Origin of the sequence: Marinobacter lacisalsi, assembly GCF_042651045.1 — a bacterium.
Lineage (GTDB): Bacteria > Pseudomonadota > Gammaproteobacteria > Pseudomonadales > Oleiphilaceae > Marinobacter > Marinobacter lacisalsi.
The window spans coordinates 432,562-450,309 of record NZ_JBHSDI010000001.1 but is presented as its reverse complement, the minus strand read 5'-3'; the positions used below and the strand labels follow the sequence as shown (position 1 = coordinate 450,309).

Annotated in this window: 21 protein-coding genes; 8 read left to right on the top strand and 13 right to left on the bottom strand. The window is 58.9% G+C overall.

Annotated elements, in window-relative coordinates:
- The first annotated feature begins 8 nt into the window (after positions 1-8).
- Positions 9-299: a hypothetical protein gene (locus ACFOZ5_RS02090; RefSeq protein ID WP_379885075.1), complete on the top strand. Its 291-nt coding sequence runs from the start codon at positions 9-11 to the stop codon at positions 297-299.
- Positions 271-1,080, top strand: coding sequence for a PhzF family phenazine biosynthesis protein (locus ACFOZ5_RS02085; protein WP_379885074.1), 810 nt, complete (start codon positions 271-273; stop codon positions 1,078-1,080). The genes ACFOZ5_RS02090 and ACFOZ5_RS02085 overlap by 29 nt, the downstream gene beginning before the upstream one ends.
- On the opposite strand, the gene ACFOZ5_RS02080 is transcribed toward ACFOZ5_RS02085, so the two are convergent.
- The 4 genes from ACFOZ5_RS02080 to ACFOZ5_RS02065 all read right to left on the bottom strand — a co-directional run bounded on the left by ACFOZ5_RS02080 (position 1,077) and on the right by ACFOZ5_RS02065 (position 3,429).
- Positions 1,077-1,694, bottom strand: a complete 618-nt coding sequence (locus ACFOZ5_RS02080) for a TPM domain-containing protein (RefSeq protein WP_379885073.1) — start codon at positions 1,692-1,694, stop codon at positions 1,077-1,079. The genes ACFOZ5_RS02085 and ACFOZ5_RS02080 overlap by 4 nt on opposite strands.
- A 38-nt stretch (positions 1,695-1,732) precedes the next feature.
- Positions 1,733-2,494, bottom strand: coding sequence for a TPM domain-containing protein (locus ACFOZ5_RS02075; protein ID WP_379885072.1), 762 nt, complete (start codon positions 2,492-2,494; stop codon positions 1,733-1,735).
- Positions 2,494-3,111 (bottom strand): LemA family protein, encoded by a 618-nt coding sequence (locus tag ACFOZ5_RS02070; protein ID WP_379885071.1) that lies wholly within the window; start codon positions 3,109-3,111, stop codon positions 2,494-2,496. Before ACFOZ5_RS02070 ends, ACFOZ5_RS02075 begins: the two co-directional genes overlap by 1 nt.
- A gap of 108 nt (positions 3,112-3,219) precedes the next feature.
- A complete protein-coding gene (locus ACFOZ5_RS02065; protein ID WP_379885070.1) occupies positions 3,220-3,429 on the bottom strand; it encodes an acetyltransferase in 210 nt (69 codons plus the stop codon).
- A 245-nt stretch (positions 3,430-3,674) separates the two neighbouring features.
- Between ACFOZ5_RS02065 and ACFOZ5_RS02060 the strand changes: the two genes are divergently transcribed.
- Complete coding sequence (locus ACFOZ5_RS02060) at positions 3,675-4,214, top strand: type 1 glutamine amidotransferase domain-containing protein (RefSeq protein WP_379885069.1); 540 nt, start codon at positions 3,675-3,677, stop codon at positions 4,212-4,214.
- Here the strand turns inward: ACFOZ5_RS02060 and ACFOZ5_RS02055 are convergent.
- Together ACFOZ5_RS02055 and ACFOZ5_RS02050 are read right to left on the bottom strand one after the other, a co-directional pair.
- Positions 4,192-4,773, bottom strand: coding sequence for a YgjV family protein (locus ACFOZ5_RS02055; protein ID WP_379885068.1), 582 nt, complete (start codon positions 4,771-4,773; stop codon positions 4,192-4,194). The two genes, ACFOZ5_RS02060 and ACFOZ5_RS02055, sit on opposite strands and share 23 nt — an antisense overlap.
- Before the next feature lie 59 nt (positions 4,774-4,832).
- A complete protein-coding gene (locus tag ACFOZ5_RS02050; RefSeq protein WP_379885067.1) occupies positions 4,833-4,988 on the bottom strand; it encodes a hypothetical protein in 156 nt (51 codons plus the stop codon).
- A 281-nt stretch (positions 4,989-5,269) separates the two neighbouring features.
- On the opposite strand from ACFOZ5_RS02050, the gene ACFOZ5_RS02045 reads away from it, so the two are divergent.
- Both ACFOZ5_RS02045 and ACFOZ5_RS02040 read left to right on the top strand, forming a co-directional pair.
- Positions 5,270-5,632, top strand: a complete 363-nt coding sequence (locus ACFOZ5_RS02045) for a DUF4398 domain-containing protein (protein WP_379885066.1) — start codon at positions 5,270-5,272, stop codon at positions 5,630-5,632.
- 32 nt (positions 5,633-5,664) lie between these two features.
- On the top strand, positions 5,665-6,474 hold the full coding sequence (locus ACFOZ5_RS02040) for an OmpA family protein (RefSeq protein WP_379885064.1): 810 nt from the start codon (positions 5,665-5,667) through the stop codon (positions 6,472-6,474).
- A 77-nt stretch (positions 6,475-6,551) separates the two neighbouring features.
- On the opposite strand, the gene ahpF is transcribed toward ACFOZ5_RS02040, so the two are convergent.
- Positions 6,552-8,141, bottom strand: coding sequence for an alkyl hydroperoxide reductase subunit F (ahpF, locus tag ACFOZ5_RS02035; RefSeq protein WP_379885063.1), 1,590 nt, complete (start codon positions 8,139-8,141; stop codon positions 6,552-6,554).
- Between the two features lie 259 nt (positions 8,142-8,400).
- On the bottom strand, positions 8,401-8,967 hold the full coding sequence (gene ahpC / locus ACFOZ5_RS02030) for an alkyl hydroperoxide reductase subunit C (RefSeq protein ID WP_379885062.1): 567 nt from the start codon (positions 8,965-8,967) through the stop codon (positions 8,401-8,403).
- 306 nt (positions 8,968-9,273) lie between these two features.
- Here ahpC and ACFOZ5_RS02025 point away from each other — a divergent pair, with 306 nt between their 5' ends.
- Positions 9,274-10,170 carry a radical SAM protein gene (locus ACFOZ5_RS02025; protein ID WP_379885418.1) on the top strand — a complete coding sequence of 299 codons (897 nt, stop codon included), beginning with the start codon at positions 9,274-9,276 and terminating at the stop codon, positions 10,168-10,170.
- Between the two features lie 14 nt (positions 10,171-10,184).
- Here ACFOZ5_RS02025 and ACFOZ5_RS02020 read toward each other — a convergent pair whose 3' ends face one another.
- Positions 10,185-10,742, bottom strand: a complete 558-nt coding sequence (locus ACFOZ5_RS02020; protein ID WP_379885061.1) for a hypothetical protein — start codon at positions 10,740-10,742, stop codon at positions 10,185-10,187.
- A 12-nt stretch (positions 10,743-10,754) separates the two neighbouring features.
- The gene (locus ACFOZ5_RS02015; protein ID WP_379885060.1) at positions 10,755-11,708 is read right to left on the bottom strand and encodes a peptidoglycan-binding domain-containing protein; all 954 of its coding nucleotides are present in this window, start codon (positions 11,706-11,708) and stop codon (positions 10,755-10,757) included.
- A 304-nt stretch (positions 11,709-12,012) separates the two neighbouring features.
- Between ACFOZ5_RS02015 and ACFOZ5_RS02010 the strand changes: the two genes are divergently transcribed.
- Together ACFOZ5_RS02010 and ACFOZ5_RS02005 are read left to right on the top strand one after the other, a co-directional pair.
- Complete coding sequence (locus ACFOZ5_RS02010; RefSeq protein ID WP_379885059.1) at positions 12,013-12,231, top strand: hypothetical protein; 219 nt, start codon at positions 12,013-12,015, stop codon at positions 12,229-12,231.
- A gap of 7 nt (positions 12,232-12,238) precedes the next feature.
- On the top strand, positions 12,239-13,024 hold the full coding sequence (locus ACFOZ5_RS02005) for a hypothetical protein (protein ID WP_379885058.1): 786 nt from the start codon (positions 12,239-12,241) through the stop codon (positions 13,022-13,024).
- A gap of 39 nt (positions 13,025-13,063) precedes the next feature.
- Here the strand turns inward: ACFOZ5_RS02005 and ACFOZ5_RS02000 are convergent, their stop codons facing one another.
- The 3 genes from ACFOZ5_RS02000 to ACFOZ5_RS01990 form a co-directional block, all read right to left on the bottom strand.
- Positions 13,064-14,665 carry a M28 family metallopeptidase gene (locus tag ACFOZ5_RS02000; protein WP_379885057.1) on the bottom strand — a complete coding sequence of 534 codons (1,602 nt, stop codon included), beginning with the start codon at positions 14,663-14,665 and terminating at the stop codon, positions 13,064-13,066.
- Between the two features lie 150 nt (positions 14,666-14,815).
- Entirely contained in the window at positions 14,816-16,840 is a 2,025-nt protein-coding gene (locus ACFOZ5_RS01995) for a hypothetical protein (RefSeq protein WP_379885056.1), read from the bottom strand.
- A 145-nt stretch (positions 16,841-16,985) separates the two neighbouring features.
- On the bottom strand, positions 16,986-17,744 hold the full coding sequence (locus ACFOZ5_RS01990; RefSeq protein ID WP_379885055.1) for a sulfite exporter TauE/SafE family protein: 759 nt from the start codon (positions 17,742-17,744) through the stop codon (positions 16,986-16,988).
- Positions 17,745-17,748: the final 4 nt, after the last annotated feature.

Sequence of the window (17,748 nt, the reverse complement as noted above, 5' to 3'; positions counted from 1 at the left end):
AGGTTCCCATGAGATCGTTTCAGACAGGGTCTACCGCAACCCGGGGAGACCTGCTACAGGTACAGTCCGGATCCAATGTTGTGCCCGCGCACCCCGACGTCATGCTGGAGAGGATGGGTTTCCGGGTGGCACAGCTGGCAAGGGACCACTGGATTGTTACCGGTGTTGACCCGCTGCCCGAGTTTCACTTCTATACCCGTCTCGAACTTGGACGGTTCGCCCTTAATCAGGCGAGTCAATATCAGGAATGGCTGAACTGGAGACAGCACCATGACAAGACTGCCCATCTATCAGGTTGATGCTTTCACCAATGAGGTGTTCCGGGGCAACCCTGCCGCTGTTATGCCGCTGGACCAGTGGCTGCCGGACAGCCTCCTGCAGGCACTGGCCCGGGAGAACAACCTGTCGGAAACGGCATTCCTGGTGCCAGAGCCGGAAGATAGCGAAACGGACTACCACATCCGCTGGCTGACCCCGACGGCGGAGGTACCCCTGTGCGGCCACGCGACCCTGGCCAGCGCCTGGGTGCTGTTCAACAAAACAGGCTGGCAGGGAGATCAGGTCCGGTTCCGTTCCCTTAGTGGACCACTGGGCGTAAACCGGGGAAAAGAAGGCTGGCTGGAACTGGACTTTCCAGCCCTTGGTATCCGGCCGTTGGCTGTGCCGGACCTGTTACGAAAAGCCCTGCCAGAAACCCGGAACCTGGTATTCGAAGTGCCTGGCGATACCAACTATCTGGTCGTACTGGACGATGCCGAGTCGGTTCGCCAGGCCTGCCCGGACCTGCGGCTACTCGCTCAGTTGGGCAGCCAGGGTGTGATCATCACCGCCCCGGGGGAGAACTGCGATTTTGTCAGCCGCTACTTCGCCCCGGGGGTGGGCATAGACGAAGACCCGGTCACCGGCTCCATCCATAGCGCCCTGACCCCCTATTGGGCCGAGCGGCTGGGCAAACAGCAATTGCTGGCCCGCCAGCTGTCCGCCCGGGGTGGTGAACTGCGGTGCGAGTTAACCGGCGATCGCGTGCGGATCGCCGGACAGGCAGCGTTCTATATGGAAGGCATGGTGGTTCTGCCCTAGGGCAGAACCACCAGATGGTTAGGCAACTGGTTGCGTTCGTGGGTGGCCGGGACCTGTTCTTTCAGGTGCTTGCCACAGGCTTCGATGCAGTCTAGGAAGCCCTGGCAGGTATTTCCCTCACGGACCTGCCGGGTGAAGTGCTCCACAATGTCTTCCCAGACCTTGTTGTCCACCTTGGCCGAAATGCCCTGGTCCACCAGGATTTCCACGTAGCGCTCCGCCTCTGAAACGAAGATCAGCACACCGGTGCTGTCCTTCGTGTGGTGCAGGTTCTGCTCCAGGAAATGGCGGCGGGCGAGGTTGGCGGCGCGCCAGTAGCGCACATGACGGGGGATCAACACAGTGTTGATCGTCGGGATACGGAACAGGACGCCCAGCACCAGAAAGACGCCCCACTGCACCAGCAGCAGCGTGTGGACGCCAAACCACTCCGTGAAATAGTTGATCAGCCCCGGTAACAGCAGCGCCACAATTCCGGCCCATACCAGAGGAATGTAGGCGTAATTGTCCGCCTGGCGGGCCAGCACGGTGACCAGCTCGGCGTCGGTCTCCTGTTCGACCGCGTTGATTGCGGCGGCTACCTGGTCCTGTTCAGTTTTCGTTAACAGCGTCATAGGGCGCTCTTGCTCTCAAGGGAATGTGTAAGCACTGACTACCAGCCACCGGAAGCACCGCCGCCACCAAAGCCGCCGCCTCCGCCGCCGAAACCACCGCCACCGAAGCCACCACCACGGCCACCGCCCATGCCGGCCCCCAGCAGTGCACCAGCCACAAGGGCACCTCTGCCGCGACCACCACGGCCGCCGCCTCCACCGACGAGGGAAATGAACGAAACGATAATGACAAAGAAAAAGATCACCGCCAGCAGGTTTGGCTTTTCAGCAGGACCCTGCCCGGTCTGACCCTTGGGTACGGCCAGTGGTTCGCCGCCCAGCACCTGGATCATGGCTTCGGCACCGGCGACAATGCCCTGGGAGAACTCACCCTGGCGAAAGGCCGGGGTGATGATCCGGTTGATAATGGTGGACGAGGCGGCGTCGGTTAGCTGGCCTTCAAGGCCATACCCCACTTCTATACGGATAGCACGTTCTTTCTCCGCAACAATCAGCAACGCGCCATTATCCTCGCCCTCCTGGCCAATGCCCCAGTGGCGGCCAAGCTGGTACCCGAAATCTTCAATGGGATAGCCCTGCAGGTCCGGCAAGGTAACGACCACCACCTGATTGGTGGTGGCTTCCTCGTGAGCCGCCAGCATGTTGGTCAGTCTGGACTCGGCATCCCCGGACAGCATCCCGGCCTGATCCACCACACGCCCGGTCAGCTCCGGAAAGTCCGGCGTGGACTGCCCCCAGGCCGGAGCCTGAAGTAACAGTAGCGCGACGAACGCAATGCAGGGGCGCAACAAAACCAACATCAGAACTCAACCTGTGGCGCGTCTTCGGCGTTTTCGGTGGTGGCTTCAAAGTTCTCCCGCAGCTCCATGTCATCATAGAGCAGGCTGTGCCAGATCCGGCCCGGGAAGGTGCGGATCTCGGTGTTGTACTGCTCGACCGCCTGGATAAAGTCACGACGGGCAACGGCAATACGGTTCTCGGTGCCCTCCAGCTGTGACTGCAACGCCAGGAAGTTCTGGTTGGATTTCAGCTCGGGGTAACGTTCGGAGACCGCCATCAACCGGCTCAAGGCACTGGTCAGCTGGCTCTGAGCCTGCTGGAACTGCTGAAGCTTCTGGGGGTCGTTCAGGATGCTATCATCCACCTGGATGGAGGTGGCCTTTGACCGTGCCTCGATCACGGCCGTGAGAGTCTCCTGTTCCTGGGCCGCAAAGCCCTTGACGGTTTCCACCAGGTTCGGCACCAGGTCGGCACGACGCTGGTACTGATTTTCCACCTGGGACCACGCCGCTTTGACCTGTTCATCATAGGTGGGAATGTTATTGATTCCGCAACCGGTCAGCAGTGACACAAGGGCCACCAGCAACGTCAGTTGCCAGAAGCTCCATGATTCGGAACGCTTTTTCAGGGTTAGCATGGTTCAACGCATCCTGTTGATAACGTAGAGAGGGCCGGCCTCAGCCAGCCTGCTCTAGCGTGGAGAGAAGATCACAGTAACACCCCGGCCTCAAACCGTCGGCCAGGATTATCTTTGCCGATAATCCGGATCTGTCCAGCACAGGGGCAGGGCTTCGCCGGAGGGAAAGGCGAGTTCGGTCTTGGCAATGGGCTCCGGGTCCTGCGCTTCTTCACCATAATGCACACTGCCGGTGACGCTCGACTCGTTAGGGTCGAACAGGGTCTTGATATCGCTGATCTCCACCAGATGACCGGTGGACTTTTCCGCCAGCAGCATAGTTGACTCCTTGTGAGAGATGTCGGTAGACGCTGTTACTAAATGTGGTCATCAGGCACCGGTTCTGCAACCCCATCGGGCACAGCACGCTATCCTCGAAGCGGAGCTGGCCGTTTTTGCCGGGTTGACGCCTACCGGGCATTAAGCAGCTGTAACCCGGTGTCCGGTTTAAACGGCTCGTTCCCGCCGCCATCTCAAACAGGTAATCAATTCCATAATCCGGCGGCTCCCCAGGAGGTCCAGACATGAGCACAGCACTGAAGGGCAAGAAAATCGCGTTCCTCGCCACCGACGGTGTCGAGCAGGTAGAACTGACCGCCCCCCGCGAGGCGCTGGAAAAGGCCGGGGCGGACATCGACCTGTTGTCGATCAAGGAAGGCAGCATCGATGGCTACCACCATCTGGACAAGGGCGATCCGTTCAAGGTGGACAAGCTGGTCAGCGATGCCGAGTCCGGCGACTACGACGCCCTGGTACTCCCCGGCGGCGTGGCCAATCCGGATGCCCTCCGTCAGGACCATGCAGCCGTGGCCTTTGTCCGCGACTTTGTGGACGCCGGCAAGCCGGTCGCGGCCATCTGCCACGCCCCGTGGCTGCTGGTAGAGGCCAATGTGGTTCGTGGCCATACCCTGACGTCCTTCCCCAGCGTGAAAACCGACATTGTCAATGCCGGTGGCCACTGGGTGGATGAGCAGGTCTGCCATGACGGGCCGCTGATCACCAGCCGTAATCCGGGTGATCTGGACGCCTTCTCAAACAGGATTATCGAGGTGGTGGGGCGCTAGTATCAACCGGGCCGGCTTCGTCAACCGGCACCCCCGGGTAACGCTTTTTCGCCCGGGCCATGCGAACGATGGTGATCACATTGGTCACGAAAACCATGCCTTCGGCCAGTGTGCCACCGATGGACCCGATCAGCAGGTTGTTCAGCATCCAGGACAGGGCCGCCAGACCAAGCATGATTCGCATGGGAATGCCCCGTAACAGGAACATGGCGATGGTGCCCAGGGTAGCTGCCGTCAGGGGAAATATGTCGACCCAGTCCCGCCAGGTGAGCGCTGCCGCTACCAGGTTGGCCACCAGCACCGCCCACATCACCCACTGGCTGCCTACGTAGTGACGGGCCAGCACAATCCGGGCAATCACCAGCACGGTCAATGCCGCAGCCGTCCAGCTGCTGAAAAACGCAAACTGCAGTGCAAAGGCTACGTTGGCGGAAATCAGCAGTACCAGCAGCCGGTCATCATTCTTGCTGGCGAAGGCCACCAGACAGATGGCCAGCGCGACCAGGCCAAAGAACTGGCCGGCCAGCACGCTAGTGGAGAGGTTGTCCAGTCCGGGCATGGTATTTCCTGCTCATAAGGGAGCCACGCTGGCCCGACTGTGCGGTCTGAACCCGCGGGTCAGCGGTTCTCCCTGAACTCGTGAGGCGACGCTGCCAGCGCCAGCCCGATCGTATCGGGGCCAACGTAGATGCCAGTGGTGATACCGCCCCGACAGCGTAGCAGCGTAACATCACTCTCTTCAGAGGCCGAATCCACAATCAGTCCGACACACATTAAGCACTTCCTCTGGCGTAAATGATTGTGCGCAGACAATGGCCCTGTGAAATAGAAGCTCTGTAACCCATTCACGGAAAAGAGTGTATTTACGGCATTTGACAGGGCGGCGCCTACCACCTCCCCGAAGGTTTCCGGCTTCATTGCACAACTGTCATGGTTTGGCAGGACGATGTCGGGTCGATTGCTGCTACGCTTTTCGCCAACCGGGCAAGGTTTGGGGGTAGTAAACCCGAGTGTTGCCATGACCACCGGAAACCCGTTACACAAGGAGACCGCGCATGCGTTCCCGTGTTATTTCCCTTCTGCTGTTCGGTGCCCTCATCACCGGTTGCGCCAGTGACCCGGGCACCAAACCCGAAGAGGAACGTGAAGCCGCCTATAGTGCCGTTCGATCCGCTGACGATGCCGGGGCAATGGACGTTGAACCCTCCATCATGAACACGGCCCGTGAAAAACTTGAGGCAGCGCGGAAGCTCACCGAGGAGCAGCGTTACACCGAAGCCCGGCACCTGCTGGAAGAAGCCACCCTGGACGCCAGGCTGGCGGAATCCCGTACCCAGACACAGCAGGTGCGCAACGAGCTGGGCGATCTGCAGGCCAGTATTGATTCGCTGCGCAGAAACCTTGAGAACCAGCAGTAACCGCTCCGGATTCTGACCCACAGGGAGACGACATGAACAAGCAATGGTTTACCGCAGGCTCCGTAATCACCCTGACGGCACTGTTGTCCGCCTGCGCCAGCGCACCAAAACAGCACGAAGGGTTGCAGGAAACCCGGGCAGCCTATGATGCCGCCGTCGACAACCCGGACGTTGCCCGCAATGGCCTGTCCCATCTCAGGGACGCCGACCAGGCCCTCGACCGCGCAGAGACGTTGCTTCAGGAAGAAGCCGACACTGACCTGATCGACCACCAGGTGTATCTGGCCAACCGCCACATTGAGATCGCCCGGGAAAATGCCCTCAGGGCCGGGCTGCAAGAGGAAGTGGCCGAAGCCGAGCGTCAGCGCGATGATCTGCGTATCCGCATCGGGGAGCGACGGGCCCAGGTCGCCGAGATGGAAGCCCGCATGCTAAGGGAGCAGATGGACCGGTTGCAGGCGGAGCAGACCGAAAGGGGCATGGTCATGACCCTGGGGGATGTGCTGTTCGATATCGACGAGGCAGAACTCAAGCCCGGTGGTAAACGGACCGTGGACAAGCTGTCCGAGTTCATGGAAGAGTTCGAGAACTATCGCGTGCGTGTGGAAGGCTACACCGACAGCATCGGCGAGGCCGCCTACAACAAGAGACTGTCCCTGAAACGGGCGGAATCCGTCCGGCAGGAATTGCTGGCCGATGGTATCGCCCCGGACCGGATCCTGGTCCAGGGTTTCGGCGAAGAGTACCCCAAGGCCAGCAACAATACCTCGGCGGGACGTCAGGAAAATCGCCGGGTTGAGATCGTTATTTCCGACAGGGACGGCAATATCGGCTCCCGCTGATCCTGTACGTTGGGCCCGGCACAAAAAAACCCCGCAGCCAGTCAAGGCGCGGGGTTTTCTCATCAGGAGTCGTGGACTCAGGCCGCAGCTTCTTCTTCGCTTTCCGGCACTTCGTGACGGATGAGGAAGTCGAAGGCGCTCAGAGCAGCCTTGGACCCGTCGCCCATAGAGATGACGATCTGCTTGTAAGGCACCGTGGTGGCGTCGCCAGCAGCGAAGACACCGGGGATGGACGTTTCACCGCGCTCGTCGACAATGATTTCGCCATGCCGACTCAGGTCAATGTCACCCTGGAGCCACTCGGTATTCGGCACCAGCCCGATCTGTACGAACACACCTTCCAGGGCCACATGGTGCTGCTCACCGCTGTTGCGATCCTTGTAGGTCAGACCATTCACCTTGCCGCCCTCACCGGTAATCTCGGTGGTCTGGGCAGAAGTGAGGATCTCCACGTTCTTCAGGCTGCGAAGCTTCTTCTGCAGCACATCATCGGCTTTCAGTTCATCGGCAAATTCCAGCAGGGTCACATGACCCACAATGCCAGCCAGGTCGATGGCCGCTTCGACACCGGAGTTACCACCACCGATCACCGCCACACGCTTGCCCTTGAACAGGGGGCCGTCACAGTGCGGGCAGTAGGCAACACCCTTGTTGCGATACTCTTCCTCACCCGGCACACCAATATGGCGCCAGCGGGCACCGGTAGACAGCACCAGGCTACGGGCCTTCAGCGACGCGCCGTTTTCCAGCCGGATCTCATGGTAGCCCCCGGTCTCTGAAGCCGGAATCAGCTTCTCGGCACGCTGCAGGTTCATGATGTCCACGTCGTATTCCTTGACGTGCTGCTCCATGGCGGCGACCAGTTTCGGGCCCTCGGTGTAGGGCACGGAAATCAGGTTCTCGATACCCATGGTGTCGGCCACCTGGCCACCGAAACGCTCAGCGGCGATACCGGTGCGGATACCCTTGCGAGCCGCATAGATAGCAGCGGACGAACCGGCCGGGCCACCACCGATAACCAGCACCTCGAAGGCTTCCTTCTGGTTAATCTTTTCGGCTTCCTTCTCACTGGCCTTGGAATCCAGGCGGGACACAATCTCTTCCAGGGTCATGCGGCCCTGGCCCCAGGGTTCGCCGTTCAGCCATACCGCCGGCACCGCCATGATTTCCTTCTGCTCGACCTCGTCCTGGAACAGCGCGCCATCAATGGAGGTATGACGGATCTTCGGGTTGATGATGCTCAGCAGGTTCAGCGCCTGCACCACGTCCGGACAGTTCTGGCAGGACAGGGAGAAAAAGGTTTCAAACTCAAGCTCTTCATCCAGGGACTGAATCTGCTCAATCACTTCCTGGGATGCCTTGGACGGGTGCCCCCCAACCTGCAGCAGGGCCAGCACCAGAGAGGTGAACTCATGGCCCATCGGAATACCGGCAAAGCGTACGCCGACGTCCGAGTTGACGCGATTGATGGCAAATGACGGACGACGGACGCTCTGGTCATCGTCGGTACGCAACGCAATCTTGTCAGACAGCGGCTCGATCTCTTCCAGCAGCTCTTTCAGCTCATGGGACTTCTTGCTGTCGTTGTAGGCGGCCACCAGCTCGATAGGCTCGCGGACGTTTTCCAGGTAAGCCTTGAGCTGGTCCTTGAGATTGGCATCCAACATGTTTTGTTTCCCCTCTGGACAAATGTGTGAACTGACACCGTAACCGGTCAATCAGTCAGTTGATCAGGATATGAGTCAAGATAAGGTCACAAGCCAACAAGCTCAAATTAATTGACCTTAAGCGTTTAATAGGCGCCTGCTATGAACAATGTGAGGCTGACAATCTACGGACCGGCCAGATACAACAAACCCCGGCCTGGCCGGGGTCTGTAGAAAGCGCAGGACCTGCTTTGGCAGGCCCCAATCGATCCGGGCTGGTTCAGATCTTGCCAACCAGGTCCAGGGACGGAGACAGGGTCTCTTCGCCTTCTTTCCACTTAGCGGGGCAGACTTCACCCGGGTGGTTACGAACGTACTGGGCAGCCTTGACCTTGCGCAGCAGGTCGTCAGCGTCACGGCCAATGCCTTCGGCAGTGATTTCCATGGCCTGGATAACGCCATCCGGATCCACCAGGAAGGTGGCGCGGTCTGCCAGGCCCTGGCCTTCACGCATCACACCAAAGTTGTTGGTGATGGTGCCAGTCTGGTCACCCACCATGTAGTACTGGATCTTGCCGATGGTCTCGGAGCTGTCGTGCCAGGCCTTGTGGGTGAAGTGGGTGTCGGTGGACACGGAGAATACTTCAACGCCCAGCTTCTGCAGCTCGTCGTACTTGTCCGCCACATCGCCCAGCTCAGTCGGGCAAACAAAGGTGAAGTCGGCCGGATAGAAGAAGAAGATGGACCACTTGCCCTTTACATCAGCGTCGGAAACTTCAACGAATTCGCCCTGTTTGAAAGCAGTTGCGTTGAACGGTTTAATCTCGGTGTTGACCAGAGTCGTCATTGATTTTCTCTCCTTCAAGTTGATTGAGGTGGCCAAGATAGACCGTCTATCCTGATTCCTCAAATTGATTGCCTTTAACTGACCCATAGGCCCTATCTATAAGGCGCATTCTCCGGGCATCCCGTCACTGGTACCCGGCGTGACATATACGTTTACTGCCTGTGTAACGCGGGGTGAGTGCCGGGGGATTTCAATGCGGCCGGATTAACAGACTGTCAGGTCGCCCCATATCACCATCCCCTGATTCCCAGTCGCCTTCATATTCGCTAACCTGTGTGACTGTTCTGAGTCACCCCCGGGAGCTGTCTGACCATGCACGAATTCCCTATTCACTACGTTGAACCCGTGTTTCGCCCACCCAGCGAGGCCAACTCGCTGATTCTGCCGGTAACCAACGGCTGCTCCTGGAACAAGTGCACCTTCTGCGAGATGTACACCGACCCGCAGAAAAAATTCCGGGCCCGGGATGAAGACGAGGTACTGGAGGAAATCCGCAAGTGTGGCGAACGGCTGATCGTTCAGCGGGTGTTCCTTGCCGATGGTGATGCAATGATCCTGCCTACCAAGCGCCTGCTGCGGATTCTGGAGGCCATCCGCGAACATCTGCCGGATGTTCATAGGGTTACCTCCTATTGTCTGCCCCGTAACCTGAAGCGCAAGTCGGTGGCGGAACTGAAGGAACTGCACGATGCCGGGCTGCACATGCTCTACGTTGGTGCGGAATCCGGCGATGATGAGGTACTGCGTCGGGTCAACAAGGGCGAAACCTACGAGTCTACCAAGGACGCCCTGCTGAAAATCGGCGAAGCCGGCATCAAGCGCTCGGTGATGATCCTCAACGGCCTGGGCGGCAAAAGCCTGAGCGACCAGCACGCCATCAACTCGGCGAAGCTGATGAACGACACCCAGCCGGAATTCCTCTCCACCCTCGTGGTCAGCTTCCCCCAGGGCATGGAACGCTACAGGGAGCAGTTCCCGGACTTCGAGCCCCTGGACCAGCATGAGCTGTTCCTGGAGGCGCAAAAGCTGCTGGAAAACCTGGAGCTCGACCACACCATCTTCCGCAGCGACCACGCCTCCAACTACCTGGTGCTCAAGGGCACCCTGGGACGAGACAAGGAACGCATGCTGGAGCAGGTGCGCACTGCCATCAACACTCCGGAGCGGGCCCGCCTGAGGCCGGAGTGGATGCGGGGGTTGTGACCCCCGCCCGATGGCTACGGCATGCCGCCGAATCCTACGTACAAACTCGTTATGTACTTCATTCCTGACAGGTAACCCGGATAATTTGCGACAGTTATCTGTCCCTCCACATTAGTAGACTCGCGAATATTGATAACATCCGGAACAGACTGGGAGACTGGATTCTCAGCATCAAGAGGCATCGAGGAAAGGGCTTCAAATAATATAGGAGCTATAGGCTCATCATTCGACTCTAAGGCAGAATGCCCATTAAACAAATCGGCCAGCCTTTGGGAAATTTCAGCTGCCTGACCCGGCGCTTCCGACCATGTGACCGTAATACTAACCTCATACATGTAACAGTACTGGTGCTCAATCAGGACAACATCACCATTGTCATACACAATACGCATTGCTTGCTGGTGTCCGCCCCTAGCCGAATAATCAGGCTCAAGCCAGCTAGCGCTGACAACACCCTCATCCGTAACAATACGCCTTCCATCCACAAAACCAGATTCGTAATCGCAGTCCGAGGCCAGACTCGATGCGCAATAAACGAGGGCGATCAGCACCCCAAAGATCCGTCTAATCATTGAATAGCTCCCTCAAGCATAGGCCATATTGCTGGATTTAAGCACCCTATCCCAAAGGTGATCAACATTTCTCACTTCCACCTTTATCTCAACATGCCAGCAGTTGTTAGACTTGGTTCTTTCATCTATCAAACCTGCGATCAATCCCTTCTCTTTGTAGGACTTCAGAGCACTATTAAAAGCGCTCGCATCAAAATTGGGGTTTACGGCCCTATTAGAGTTCACACCAAGATCAAAAACGTTGTAGTTAACATAGCTTTCCGGCGACACACAATGCTTGCTGACATAATCACCAGAAGCATGTAATTCTCTGATCTTATCGACCATCAGAACCACTATCTCCTGATCACTTAAGCCTTTGTTTTTATCATATATATCCAGCACAGCATCACCATGCCCACCATACAACCTATATTGCTTATCAAGATCTACCTTGGCATTACGCAACATAATCGTAGCCTGCTGCTGATAGGTCCTGAAGGTACTCGTAATCACGGCGCGGCTCATGCCGGATTCCAAGGCTGCCGCTGCTACTATCCGTTTGCTGTACTCTGAAACCAGCCTCGCACTGGCCGGGACAGACTCATGATAAACAACCACCTCGTTCAGCTTTTGCGCTGTTGCCCGGAACCGTCTTTGATCGATTTCAGGTGCCTTTATTCTCGCTCCGGGGTGCGCAACCATTAGCTTGATTTGTTCTGATTCAGTAGCAGTTAAATTTGCAGTGAGCGCCCGGAGTGTCCGGCCACCCGGATCCACCCTTCCATCCGGCCTCATCATACCTACGACCGCTGATTGGAAGCTTGATATTGCACGCTCGGTCTTTGGCCCGGATAGCCCATCAACAACCAACTTGGCATCAAACTGAGGCAGGGAAATCGTGTTAATGAGGGCCTGGACCAGCTTGACATCACCAGAACGGTTGATGCCTTTTTTACCGACAGAATTTTCAATTCTCAGTGTCATCCTTGGTTTCTCCTTAACCAATCAAAATACGATCCGTTATTTAGTGACTACACGGTGGATGGGTCGAGAACAGGAAAGTAGGGGGAACAGTCGCCGACTCCGTGGCACCAGAACACTGGCCTGGATAATACCAGCCACCGTTGAGAATCACTACTGTTCACTAGTATCCCGTCTGGGTAAGGCTGCGAACCGCAGCATTCACCCCGGTCGAAAAATCACCAGCCATGGTATAAAGTGTTCCCATAAGCCCGTATTCGTAAACACAGACCGGGTCACGGACGAACTGCCGGGAGATCAGAGCAACATGAAGGTATTCAGACTGTTTTCCAACAATGAGGAATCGGCCTACCAGGCGCGCCTCCGTAAGGCGGTGGAGCAGCATGGGGACCATTTCCGCATTGATGACAACGGCGCCGTCAGTGTTGACCTGAACAGCGAGAGCTTCTGCCGCTCGCTGTACGCCGAGAACGCCAACGACCTTGGCGAACCGATGGAGGAGTCCCCGAAAGCCGCTGCGGAGTAGCGCCGCTGTGGGCTTTCTCTACATCTTCTTCATTTTGGTGTGCGGCTTTATTGTCGCCAACTATCACTTGCCCACCCGTTTCCGCCAGGGCCGCTCCACCGGCTGGGACTACTATTTCCGCATCGGTTTATTGGGCCTATGGTGCGTGGTTTTCGGCTTTCTCGTCACCGTTGTTCTTGATGTCCTGAACCTGCCCACCTACCTGTTCAATCTTATCGGCTACCCCCTGGCACAGGTGAGAGAGTCCTGGCTGAGTTTTGGCCTGGAGGAAATCACCTCCCATCAGATTTCCGTGGCTACCTTCGCGCTGATCGGTTCGGTGCTGTTCGCGATTTACAGCCATATCCGGGCCCGGAACAAGGTGTTCCGGGTATCGAAGCTGGCGTATGAATGCAGTGGACACCACCTGGAGAAGCTGCTGCTGGATGCCACCGTGTTCAACATGTCGGTGTCGGTCACCCTCAAGTCCCGCAAGTGGTATGCCGGCAAGGTGGTGGACTTCACCCCGGAAACCGGCGGCGTGCGCACCTTTGCCCTGTTGCCCATGAAAAGCGGCTATCGCCGCGAAGCCGACCTGCAGCTGGTGGACACCCAAGACTACGAAGCCTACTACCGCTTCATGGGCATGAAGGGTGACCACACCGGTCGCCTGGACCTGGAACACTTCCGGGTGGTGATTCCGGTGGAACACATCAGCCACATCGCCATGTTCGACCAGGAAACCTACGAGATCTTCACTTTCACCCGACCGCCGGCTCCGGAGGTCACCACACTGCCGGAGCCCCACTGCTGACGGCACAGGGAGCTCCGGAAACCATTCAGTGCTCTCAGACTATCTTATCCAGTACTTGCCCCAATGGGTCTTCTCGAACTGAACCGACTGCAGCATTTGCGCGCCCTCCGGTTCGGTGGGCTGATCATCCGCCAGTTTGCGGGTCGAGCGTGACAGCAGGCCGGTGACATAGGCCATGGCGTCGGCGTTGATCTCCAGGGCCCGCGAGTCGGTGTTGGTCAGGTCATCACAACCCTGGTGGTAGCACGGATCAAAGGCAACGCCTGCCTCACCGCCATAAAGCTCAGCCTGGGCTTCGGTCTTCTCCACTTCCGCTCCGGTAAATAAACCGCCGAAGGGAATACCCTCCTCGAAGAACTGGGCGTAATCGGAACGGAAACTGATCTCCGTGCCTTCCGAGGGCAGCCCGCGAAGCTGGAAGTACTGCTCGAACAGGGCCTCCGTGGCCGCGGACCCCGGCGGGCCGGCCAGGTCAAAATCGGAACCGTCACCGTCATAGACGAAGTAGCCAAAGTTGGGGGAGGCGATCATATCGAAATTCAGATAGACAGCGATCCGCTCTTTCTCTTCTTCGCTCAGGTTCTGCACATACCAGGTCGATCCTACCAGGCCGGATTCCTCGGCACCCCACCAAGCGAAGCGCACCTTGTTACGGGGTTTGGCCTTCGCCATCTGCAGGGCCAGTTCCAGTACCGCGGCGCTGCCAGAACCGTTGTCGTTGATACCAGCCCCCTCGAACACCGAATCCAGGTGGGCGCCAACCACCACGACATTGTTATCGCGGCCACGGCGGGTTTCAGCCAATACGTTCTGGGTTTCGGTCTGCTCCCGCACCACATTCGCCACCATACGAATCTCGGCGCCGGCCTGCTCCGCCAGGGCGATGCCCAGGTCGTAGGTAGTGAAAAACACCGGTATGCCACCGTTGTAATCTTCGCCCAGGGTGGCGTTGATCAGACCGGTACGGTCCTCGGTGTCACCCTGATTGAAAATCAGCACCCCGGCAGCGCCGGCATCAGCGGCATTGCCAGCCTTGGCTCCGAACGTACAGCTGCCCCGCTGCACCAGGGCGATGGCACCGGCCGGGAAGTCCGCAAAATCCTCCGCTTCACAACCACTGGTGGATGTATTGCCGGGGCCGGGCTGTATATCCACGGCAACCACGGAACCGGACACATCGCCGTCGTCAGTGTGGGACAGATAGGTGAACTGCTCGTCCCAGGCATAGTCCTCCGGCGTTGGCGCCAGCTGTTGCAATTCCCCCTCGGCGACCGGATAAAACGCGGTAAATGGAAAGGACTGCAGCGTCACCTCATAGCCGGCGCTCTCAAGGGTTTCCCGAATATAGTCCACCGACGCGCTGTAGCCGGGGAGGCCGGCGGCGCGATTGCCGTCATTGGCGTCAGCAATGGCGGAGAACATATCCAGATGGTACTGGATGTTACTCGCCTGCATACATCGGGGCAGACCCAGCGGCGAGTTGTTCAGGATACCGAGCCGACATTCGAAGGGAGAGAGGCTTTCCGGGCTCCAGAACTCGTTGACAAGGTCTTCCACTGAGGGAAGGTTCTCCGCCTGGGCGGTAGACAGGGCCAGCAGCAAACTGCCAGCAACAGCGATACGACCTTTGGTGTTGCTCATTTTGACCTCCGGTACAGGACACAATTAACCGGCCCGTTCCCATAACGGACCGGTATCAGGAGGCACCACGGCGGACTTCGGTGCGCTGCCAGATGGCAATGCAATAGTCGGTGGCCCTTGGTGAGTGGGCCAGAGCAGGCTTGAAGATGACTAAAACTGGCCGAGATGGTCCTCAGCACGACGAATGACCCATGACGACACCGCACGCTGTTTCATGGTGTCCACAGCAGCTTGCCTTACCCCCCGCGCACCCTGCTGATCGCCATGCCGGTATAGGGCGTCGGCCAGATCTTCCAGCGCCCGGAAATAGGCAATGTGGCCGAAGGTATCAGCGGCCCGTCCGGCGGAACTCAGTAGCGTGTCTCGCTGCAGGACCGCAACATCCCCCAATCGGGCCCGATGGCATCGCACCCGAAAACGGTCCGCGCCCTCGTCATCCAACACTTTGTAATCACGCAGGTCCGGGGCGGAAAAGGCCAGGGCCGCGTGCAAAGCCGCCGGGTTTTCCGGGCAGCGGGCAGCCAATTCCCTGAGCAACGACATGGCCCCGGGCAGCGCCGGAACGCCATGAAACACCAGGGCGCGGGCAACGTCCTCGCTGAAGTAGTCTGGCGCCAGACGATTCTCTTCCGGCTGTGCGGGCGGCGCCACATAAAGACGCTGGATGTTGGACACCAGGATGCGGCCATCCACCTCCAGCGCTGCCTGCACCTTGTAGAACCCGGGCTCATCAATCAGCCAGCCACCGGTTGAACAACTGATGTTATGGCAACCGTAAATGGATTCCCCGCGAGCCAGGCGCATGGTCGTGGCTCGATAGCAGCGGGTGGTCATGTTCCGCCAGCGGCGCAATGGCGCCCCGTCCCGCTGGACAAACAGCATGACGTCGTTGCCGAAAGCAAGGAGATCCGGGTCGACGGATCGGTCCCCCGGGCTCAGATTGGTGAGTTTCAGCTCCATCACCACCGGCTCCAGGAACGCATAAGCGTTCACTTCCCGATTGGGCCGGAGCTGCAACTGCCACGGGCTTCCACCCTCGGTATCCCCGGGCGCCTCAAAGCCATGGTTCTGAAACCAGTCGGAATGGCCCATCTGCACAAAGCGCCGGGGGGCGTGGCGCATGAACAACCGCTCCTCGTCGGTAAACCGGAAGCGGAAATCGGAAAAAAAGGCGTCTTCGCCACCCTCAACATTGAACGGGTAGTTCATAAAACTGCGAGGCTCGATCCGGTTCGTCAGGGGCATCCAGGGGTCGCCCAGGGCCTTTTGCCAGGAATGGGCCAGATTGAAGGCGTGCCCCATTTCATGGATGGCGGTCCAGAACTGCATGCGCTCCCGCCAGGCTTGCGGCGCCGGATCATCCAGAGGAGGGTTATTGATGAAACTTTCGGTAAAGACAGCCGTGCCCTGGCGATGGTGTGGGCCAATGTCATCAAACATGACTCCACCAAGCATCTCACCCTGTTCGTGCAGGCTCGCATAGAGAACCCACAGGGCCCACTGGGGCCGGTCCGCGAAACGGGACCAATAGGTCACCATGGCGTTGTGCATTTCACTGTCGGACCAGGCACCGTCGGCCCCCGCCTCAACCAGTGGTATGGGGCCTGAGTCCGCCGAAACGCCGGTGCTGAAGCCCGCCTGCTCATAGACGTTCGCCAGGGTCAGCGTGTTTGCAGGAAGATCAGAGGGACGGTTGGGGTGAGCATCGGTACGGTATTGATGAACCACCGGGCCGGCATTCTCGACCCGGTCCACCTCGAATTCAATCGGATCGAAGTAGCGGGACCGGAACCACAGCGGGTAGCTGCCCAGGCCCCGGCGGTCGGCAAAGCTCAGGGTAAAGGTGGGCTGGCCACCTGCCTGCAGGCCGCTGGCCTCAAACACCAGGCGACGCCCCGGCAGCAGATTGGCATCGCCATCCAGATAGTACAGATCCGCTTCCAGGATCCTGTCACGGTCCCGCGCCCGGTCAGCGGTCACCCGGGCCACCCCATGGGCAGTCACCGCTGGAAAACGGCGAACCACCTCCACCGAGAGATGATCCAGGGCCTCGGGGCCGTCCACGTCTACCCTTACGACAACCCTTAACGACGCTTCGGAAGACTGCTCCGGGTCCATCCCCGGCGTGAAGTGGTAACGACCACTGACAACCGGGGGCAGGGTATCGTCGTGCATGGGGCGCCTCCTTTCGGGAACCAGTTCGCATCCTTATCAACGCTGAGCTTAGACCACCCTGGCCAGGCGTGCTATGCCACTGTTGTGAGCATGTCGCCTATCCATTATTCGCACCCGGCCAAACGGGATAAGCCCATCCGGATTGCTAGTAAATAATCAGCCGCACCAGGATTGCCGCCACCATGACCAGGGTCAGCCACTTGATCCATTGAGCGCCCTTCCGACCCATATTGACCCGCACCGCCACCATGGCGCCGGCCATGTTACCGAGGGCGAGCACCAGGCCGGTGGCCCACAGCACCTGGCCCTTGAAGGCAAAGATGGCCAGGGCCGGCAGGGTGTAGATCAGGATGATGAATACCTTGATCACGTTGACCTGGGGCAGGTCGATCTTCAGCATCCGGTAGAGCACCACCACAAACAGCGCGCCTACGCCTACCTGGATGAAGCCGCCGTACAACCCGATCAGGAACAGGGCGAGGTACTCCACCACGCCCAGGCGGTTCGGGGTCAGCGGGCGGGTATCCAGCTTTGGCTGGGGCAATAGCATGAAGACCGAGGCACCGATCATGGCGGCGATCAGTGCACCCTCGAAGATGGCCTGGGGAATCCAGGTAGCGGTCCAGGCCCCCAGCAGGGAGCCGGCCACCGCGGGAATGGCCAGGCGGATACTCACTGCCAGGTTGCTGTGCCCGGCCCGGAAGAAGCTGCCCACGGCGGTGATGCTCTGCAGGGTGATGGCGACCCGGTTGGTACCGTTGGCCACCTGCGCCGGCAGGCCCAGGAACATCAGCATGGGCAGCGTCAGCATGGAGCCACCGGCGGACAGCACATTGATGAACCCGGCGACGCCGCCAATGGCCACCAGGGCCACCATTTCCCAAAGGGTGAGGGAGAAGGTCACGACA